The organism is Saccharomonospora iraqiensis subsp. iraqiensis (assembly GCF_000430445.1).
Classification (GTDB): Bacteria; Actinomycetota; Actinomycetes; order Mycobacteriales; family Pseudonocardiaceae; genus Saccharomonospora; species Saccharomonospora iraqiensis.
The window spans coordinates 5,128-11,800 of sequence record NZ_KE387060.1; the positions used below are offsets into that span (position 1 = coordinate 5,128).

At 70.3% G+C, this 6,673-nt stretch carries 6 protein-coding genes; 2 read left to right on the forward strand and 4 right to left on the reverse strand.

Annotated features, from left to right (window positions below; genetic code table 11):
- Window positions 1-258: 258 nt before the first annotated feature.
- Both ACTIR_RS0105015 and ctaC read right to left on the reverse strand, forming a co-directional pair.
- Window positions 259-678, reverse strand: coding sequence for a cytochrome c oxidase subunit 4 (locus ACTIR_RS0105015; protein WP_007024922.1), 420 nt, complete (start codon window positions 676-678; stop codon window positions 259-261).
- Window positions 679-731: 53 nt separating this feature from the next.
- Window positions 732-1,679 carry an aa3-type cytochrome oxidase subunit II gene (gene ctaC / locus ACTIR_RS0105020; protein WP_026453457.1) on the reverse strand — a complete coding sequence of 316 codons (948 nt, stop codon included), beginning with the start codon at window positions 1,677-1,679 and terminating at the stop codon, window positions 732-734.
- Window positions 1,680-1,819: 140 nt separating this feature from the next.
- Between ctaC and asnB the strand changes: the two genes are divergently transcribed.
- A complete protein-coding gene (gene asnB, locus ACTIR_RS0105025; RefSeq protein ID WP_026453458.1) occupies window positions 1,820-3,748 on the forward strand; it encodes an asparagine synthase (glutamine-hydrolyzing) in 1,929 nt (642 codons plus the stop codon).
- 4 nt (window positions 3,749-3,752) lie between these two features.
- Here asnB and ACTIR_RS0105030 read toward each other — a convergent pair whose 3' ends face one another.
- Both ACTIR_RS0105030 and ACTIR_RS0105035 read right to left on the reverse strand, forming a co-directional pair.
- On the reverse strand, window positions 3,753-5,216 hold the full coding sequence (locus ACTIR_RS0105030) for an FAD-binding oxidoreductase (protein ID WP_026453459.1): 1,464 nt from the start codon (window positions 5,214-5,216) through the stop codon (window positions 3,753-3,755).
- 205 nt (window positions 5,217-5,421) lie between these two features.
- Complete coding sequence (locus ACTIR_RS0105035) at window positions 5,422-5,799, reverse strand: HesB/IscA family protein (RefSeq protein ID WP_026453460.1); 378 nt, start codon at window positions 5,797-5,799, stop codon at window positions 5,422-5,424.
- A 138-nt stretch (window positions 5,800-5,937) separates the two neighbouring features.
- Between ACTIR_RS0105035 and ACTIR_RS0105040 the strand changes: the two genes are divergently transcribed.
- Window positions 5,938-6,609, forward strand: coding sequence for a DUF3043 domain-containing protein (locus ACTIR_RS0105040; RefSeq protein ID WP_026453461.1), 672 nt, complete (start codon window positions 5,938-5,940; stop codon window positions 6,607-6,609).
- Window positions 6,610-6,673: the final 64 nt, after the last annotated feature.

The following is a 6,673-nucleotide window of genomic DNA, read 5'->3' on the forward strand; positions in this document are numbered from 1 at the left end:
CCGGCCTGGACCGCGCCGCCGACGCCGTCGACTCGGGCGCCGCCGCCGACCTCCTCACCCGCTGGACCGCCCGGGCCTGATCCGCACGCCCACCCACCCGGCACCGGCCGTGGTTGTCGTGAAGGGCACTTTTCCTGCGCCTGTCGCGGTGAGGGGCACATTCGCTGCGTGAAACGCAGGGAATGTGCCCCTCACGCGAAAAGCGGGGGTCCCGGACGTGTCCGGGACCCCCGCTCTCGTCGACGGGTGGGCGGAGTGTCAGTGGTGGCCGGGGCCGGTGTGGTACTCGAAGACCAGGCCCCCGATCGCGATGAGCAGGGCGATGCCGCTGAGCACGATGAGCCAGGTGTACATGAACGCCAGCCCGATGCCGACCAGTGCCGCACCGGCGGCGACGCCCACCGGCCAGTAGCTGCCCGGGCTGAAGAACCCGAGGTCGCCTGCGCCGTCGCTGATCTCGGCGTCCTCGTGGTCCTCCGGACGCGGCTCGATGCGGCGCGCGACGAAGCGGAAATAGCTACCGACCAGCAGTGCCAGCCCACCCGAGAGCAGCAGCGCCACCGTGCCGATCGGCTCGACGCCGTCCCGTGTCATGGAACCGGTCAGCACCGCGTAGACGATCGCCACGACCAGGGCGAAGATCGCGACGATGTCGAAAACCCGGGCTTCCACCTTCATGAGTGTCTGTTCCTTCTCACTCGATCGCTACGGTCACGGCGCGCTGCCGGCGCTCAGCCGGACCCGGTGCGCAGCGTGCGGTCGGTCGCGAACGGACTGGTCGTCGTCGCGGTCGGGCTGCACAGCTGTTCGTCGCAGCCCTCACCCTGCATGACGGTCAGCGCCTCGGCAGCGGTGTAGGGCAGCCCGGTGTCCGGGTTCACCTGCGAACGCAGCTGCATGTAGCGGTCGTACTTGTCCGGGGACAACGCACGGACCTCGAAGTTCATCATCGCGTGGTACGAGCCGCACAGCTCGGCGCACCGACCGACGAAGGCACCTTCCTGGTCGATGGTGTTCTGGAACGTACTGTCCTGGTTGTTCTTGTCCGGGTGCGGCAGCACGTCCCGCTTGAAGTGGAACGCGGGCACCCAGAAGGAGTGAATGACGTCCGTCGAACGGAGGTTGTACTCGATGGTCCGGTCGGTCGGAAGCACCAGCAGCGGGATCTCGCTCGACGTGCCGACGGTGTTCACCGGTTCACCCTCCGGGGTAGTCGTCCCCGGGTAGGCGAATTCCCAGTTCCACTGGAACGCGGTCACGTCGACCTCGACGTCCGGCTCGTCCTCCTCGGCCAGCACGGAACTCTCCGTCACCGCCGTGAAGAAGAACAGCACGCACACCATGATGACCGGTACGACGACCACGAACAGTTCGAGTGGCACGTTGTACTGGAACTGCCGGGGCAGTGCCTCGGTGTCGCCCTTCTTCTTCCGGTGGAACGCGGAACTCCAGAAGATCAGGCCCCACACGATCGCACCGACGATCAGCGCCGCGACGACCGTCCAGGTCCACAGCATCCGCATGTCGTCCGCCTGCGGGGTGACCCCGTCCGGCCAGCCGAACCGCAGAATCTCCTCACCGGAACACCCGGTCGCCGTGACAGCGACGAGTCCCGCGAGCGCGGCCGTCTTGCCCACCCTGCCCCGCCGTGTCCGCGGGGTGCGCTCTGGAACGCCCACTGACGTGATGCCTCCTCGCCCGATCCGTTGCGACGCCTGCCGACTCTAGCCGAGACCCGGCGCGGCGGAGTCACCGCCTTCCCCGGCATACTTGCCCTCTACGACTTCGGCGGCGACGAACAAGGGGTGTGTGAGTAGGCGTGTGCGGTCTGCTTGGACTGGTGTGTGCCAGCGAGAACGACGCGGCCAGGGCCCGGTACGCGGTGGGCGGGGCACTGCGCTGTCAGCGACACCGCGGCCCGGACGAGTCCGACACGTGGGCCGACGCGGAGGTCGTCTACGGCTTCAACCGCCTCGCGATCATCGACGTCGACCACTCGCACCAGCCGCTGACCTGGGGTCCCGAGGACAACCCGACCCGGTACACGATCAACTTCAACGGTGAGATCTACAACTATCCCGAACTCCGCCGCGAGCTCGCCGACGAGCACGGTGCGACGTTCACCACAGAGGGGGACACCGAGGCGATCGTCGCGGCGTACCACCACCTCGGGCCGGCCGCGGTGGGGCGGCTGCGCGGGATGTTCGCGTTCCTGATCTGGGACTCCGAGCGCAAGGTCGTCTTCGGGGCGCGGGACCCGTTCGGCATCAAGCCGCTGTTCTACGCCTCCGGCCCGTACGGCGTGGCCTTCGCCAGCGAGAAGAAGAGCCTGCTGGAACTGCTCGGCACCCTGGGCGCCACCGACGAGGTGGACGACACGGCCTTGCAGCACTACCTCGCACTGCAGTACGTGCCCGAGCCGGAGACGCTGCACGAGGGTGTCCGCCGCATCGAGTCGGGCACCTCGTTCACCGTCGCGCCCGGCGGCGAGCTGCGGACCGAGCGCTACTTCTCCCCCGAGTTCCGGGCCACCCCGGTGTCCGGCCCCGCGGGGGTGGCGGCGCTGCACGAGCGGATCGCCGAGGTCATGCGGGACTCGGTCGCCAAGCACATGCGTGCCGACGTCACGGTCGGCGCCTTCCTCTCCGGCGGGATCGACTCGACCGCCATCGCCGCGCTGGCCAAGGAGCACAACCCGAACCTGGTGACCTTCACCACCGGGTTCGAGCGGGAGGGCTACTCCGAGGTGGACGTCGCCGCCGAGTCGGCGGCCGCCATCGGGGTCGAGCACGTGGTGCGCACCGTCTCCGCCCAGGAGATGATGGACACCCTCCCGCTGATCGTGTGGTATCTGGACGACCCGGTGGCCGACCCCGCGCTCGTGCCGCTCTGGTTCATCGCGCGGGAGGCCCGCGAACGGGTGAAGGTCGTGCTCTCCGGTGAGGGCTCCGACGAGCTCTTCGGCGGCTACACGATCTACCGCGAACCGCTCTCCCTCGCCCCGTTCGAGAAGGTCCCCGGCGCCGTCCGCAGGCTCCTCGGGAAGGTGTCCTCGGCGATCCCCGAGGGCACGCGGGGCAAGGACCTGCTCCGCCGCGGTTCACTGCCGCTGGAGCAGCGGTACTACGGCAACGCGCGGATCTTCCGGGACGACCAGCTGCGGCGGGTGTTGCGCACGTTCTCCCCGGAGGTGGGACACCGGGACGTCACCGCGCCCTGGTACGCCCTGTCCGAGGGCTGGGACCCGGTCGCCCGGATGCAGCACGTCGACCTGTTCACCTGGTTGCGTGGGGACATCCTGGTCAAGGCGGACAAGATGACGATGGCGAACTCGCTCGAACTGCGGGTGCCGTTCCTCGACCCGGAGGTGTTCCGGGTCGCGTCCACGATCCCGCTCGACCAGAAGATCACCCCGGAGACGACGAAGTTCGCGCTGCGCCGCGCCCTCGACGGGATCGTTCCGTCGCACGTGCTGAACCGCCGCAAGCTGGGCTTCCCGGTGCCGATCCGGCACTGGTTGGCCACCGACATGTACGACTGGGCGCGCGGGATCATCAACGACTCCGCCACCGAGGACCTGCTGGACAAGAACGCCGTGCTGGGACTGCTGGAGGAGCACCGGGCGGGCACGCTCGACCACAGCAGGCGGCTGTGGGCGCTGCTGGTGTTCATGCTCTGGTACGGCATCTTCGTCGAGGGCCGGATCAAGCCCGAGGTGCCCGAGCCGCACTACCCGGTCAAGCTCTGAAGCGTCACGACGTCTCCCCGGACGCCGTCGGCCGTTCGGCCGACGGCGTCGGTGTCGTCGGGCCCGACGCCGCGGACGGTGTCGCGTGGGCGAGGGGCACGATGTCGTGCCAGCGGTGGAAGACGTCGTCCGGGTCGAACTCCGCCTTGACGGCGGCCAGTCTGCGGTAGTTGTCGACGCCGTACCCGGCGACGATCCGGTCGGCTCCCTCGTCGCCGATGAAGTTGAGATAGACGTCCCCGGTGGAGTACGGACGCATGTCGGCGCACAGGGACCGCGCCCAGGTCCGGGCACGCTCGTCGTCGGCGGGGTCGCTCCAGACACCGAACGGGTGCACCGCCCAGGCCGCCTTCCGGTCGAATCCGGGCCACTCCCGCCCCCGTGCGACGGCACCACCCCAGGGGAACAGGATCTGCTGGGAGGCCGACGGCACGGGCATCTCGGGCGCGCGGGCGTGGAATTGGTCGAGCGCCGCGTCCGGCAGGTCCCGCAGGTTCTCGTCGGACCAGTAGTTGCGCATCCCCGGCGGGTCGTCGAGCATCCGCTGCAGCTCGGAGTAGGGCACGTCACCCACGACACGACCGGGTGGCTCGGCGTCCAGCAGCGGCGTGACGAACTCCCGCAGCGCCGACTCCGGCCCGGTGTAGGTGACGAGCACGGCACAGCACAGGGTGCCGACCAGCTCGTCCGGCACGAAGTCGTCGGGCTGGGCGGTGAGGTAGATCAGCCCGCCGCCCACCTCGTCCGGCGCGTCGGTCAGCAGGTCCCGGTAGATCCGGGCCACGGCGGGGCCGTCCCGGCCCGGCCACAGCAGGAGCGCGATCGAGAACTCGGGCAGCGGGTGCAGGGCGAACGTGAGCGACGTCGCGACGCCGAAGTTGCCCCCTCCCCCGTGCAGGGCCCAGAACAGGTCCGGGTGGGTGTCCTCGTTCGCGGCGACCAGCCTGCCGTCGGCGGTCATCAGTTCCACGGACCGCAGGTTGTCGCAGGCGAGGCCGAACCGGCGTTCCAGCCAGCCCGAGCCGCCGCCGAGAGTGAGCCCCGCGACGCCCGTCGTCGACACCCGGCCGCCGGTGGCCGCCAGGCCGTGCGGTTCGGTGGCGCGGTCGAAATCCGCCCAGGTGGCGCCGCCCTGTGCCGTGGCGGTGCGGCGCACCGGGTCGACGGACACCTGGTTCATCGGCCGCAGGTCCACGACGAGGCCGCCGTCGGTCAGGCTCGCGCCCGCCACACTGTGTCCACCCCCGCGGACGGCGACCTCCAGTCCCTCCCGCCGGGCGAACGACACCGCCGTGGCGATGTCGGTGGGGTTCTCACAGCGTGCGATGACCCGTGGCCGCGCGGTCATCATCGCGTTGAAGATCGCGCGGACGTCCTCGTAGTCCGGATCGACCGGGGTCACGACCCGGCCGTCGAGACGGGAGCGCAGGTCGTCCAGGGCGCGGGGATCGAGCAGGTCGTCGGTCATCACGGGCCTCCTTGCCGGGTTCACCCACTGGGTCGCGACGGCACCCGGTGGTGTGACAGCCCGCGCCGACGGATCGGCACCGTCCCGTCGACACACGAAAGCCCCCTGTCCCGGCCGTCGGGACGGTCGGGACAGGGGGCCCCATGCTGCTGAGAGGAGCCGGAACCCGCGCCCGGTGGGCGTCGGGCTCAGCGGCCCCTCCGACTCAGTGGAACGAGTCGCCGCAGGCGCAGGAGCCGCCCGCGTTCGGGTTGTCGATGGTGAAGCCCTGCTTCTCGATGGAGTCCACGAAGTCGATCTCCGCACCCTGGACGTACGGGGCGCTCATCCGGTCGACCGCGACCTGCAGGCCGTTGAAGTCCCGGAACAGGTCCCCGTCGAGCGTGCGCTCGTCGAAGAACAGCTGGTACCGCAGACCGGCACAGCCACCGGGCTGGACGGCGATGCGCAGGTGCATGTCGTCGCGGCCCTCTTGTTCGAGCAGTGCCTTCGCCTTCGCGGCGGCGGCGTCGGTCAGGATGACGCCGTGCGTGGCTTCGCCGGCGTCGGCGGGGGTGTTGCCGGTCTGCTCAGCGGTCGTCATGACTCTCCCTCACGGTGTTGGTGCAGGCGGGTACCGAGTGCAACGCGAGCAGGCACCCGATCTGTTCCCGTCTCCCATGGTGACACATCTGCCGACCGCATGAACATCGACGGCGGCCGCTGCAATATCCTGGTGCCCGTGAGGTTCCTGCGCCGTTCCGGCACCGACGAGGCCGACCCCACCGAGGTGGGTGACCACACCGAACCGGTCGACGACGACCCGACCGCCGGGTCCGCCACGTCCCGGGGCCACACCCCGGGCAAGGGCCGTCCGACGCCGAAGCGCAGGGAGGCCGAGGGGCGGCGCCGGGGGCCGATCGCCCCGCCCCCGCGCACCACGCGGGAGGCGATCCGGCGGAACCGGGAACTGCGGAAGAAGAACCCGGTCAGCAAGGAGGAGCGCCGCGAGGCCGCGCGGGAGCGCCGCGAGCGGATGATGGCCGGGGACGAACGGTACCTGCTCCCGCGGGACCGCGGCCCGGTCAAGGCCTACGTGCGCGACCTGGTGGATTCCCGGCGCAACGTGCTGGGCCTGTTCATGCCGATGGCGATCCTGGTGTTCGTGACGCTGCTGGTGCCGATCCCGGCGGTGCAGACCTACGCCACACTGCTCACCACGGTCGTGCTGCTGCTCATGATCTTCGAGGGCTTCCTCAACGGGAGGCGGATCACCAAGGCGGCCCGGGAGAAGTTCCCCAAGGAGACGATCCGGGGCGCCTCGCTCGGCTGGTACGCCTTCGTCCGGGCGAGCCAGATCCGCAAGCTCCGCGTGCCCAAGCCCCGCGTGCGCCCCGGCCAGCCGATCGGCTGACCCGCACCCGACAGCGCCGGACGGGCCGCACACGGACGTGCGCCCGGTGGCGCACCGGGCCCGA

Bases quoted from the DNA above. Each gene is read 5' to 3' on its own strand.
- ACTIR_RS0105015 (WP_007024922.1), bottom strand. From the start codon at position 678: ATGAAGGTGGAAGCCCGGGTTTTCGACATCGTCGCGATCTTCGCCCTG.
- ACTIR_RS0105030 (WP_026453459.1), bottom strand. From the start codon at position 5,216: ATGACCGACGACCTGCTCGATCCCCGCGCCCTGGACGACCTGCGCTCC.
- ACTIR_RS0105035 (WP_026453460.1), bottom strand. From the start codon at position 5,799: ATGACGACCGCTGAGCAGACCGGCAACACCCCCGCCGACGCCGGCGAA.